The sequence below is a fragment of the Candidatus Frankia nodulisporulans genome (assembly GCF_902806475.1).
Classification (GTDB): Bacteria; Actinomycetota; Actinomycetes; order Frankiales; family Frankiaceae; genus Frankia; species Frankia umida.
In genome coordinates this window covers 1-352 of the sequence record NZ_CADCWS010000575.1, presented here as the reverse complement: position 1 = coordinate 352, position 352 = coordinate 1, and the positions used below count along the sequence as shown (strand labels likewise).

Below are 352 nucleotides of genomic sequence, written 5' to 3'. Positions count from 1 at the left end.
GCCATGCCGCACATAGGAAGAATTCAACTTATCGAAATACTCCTTGCACATTTTCCCGTAGGCCTTCGGCGTGACCGGCTGGCGGAAGACTTCCACATCGTGGGTGTGGGGATGCCAACCGTTGTTCCCTCGGGTGATTTCCTTCGCGGTGATGCAGCCCAGGTAGCCGGCTTCCTCGCGCACTTCCTTGACCGCCCGGTGACGCGCTGCCCAGGCTCGGCCTCCGGTCAGGTAGCCGAGGGTTGTGCGCAGTTCGTCTTCGGCGGTGTGAGGGATTGTTCGGGTCACGAAAACAGCCCCATAACCGGCTTCGATGGCCCAGGCGATGGCCCGGGAGATCTCATCCGCACGG

Annotated in this window: 1 pseudogene; it reads right to left on the bottom strand. The window is 61.6% G+C overall.

The features are described from left to right. Positions 1 to 352, bottom strand: a pseudogene (locus G6R24_RS21455) (protein rep); the annotation flags it as partial.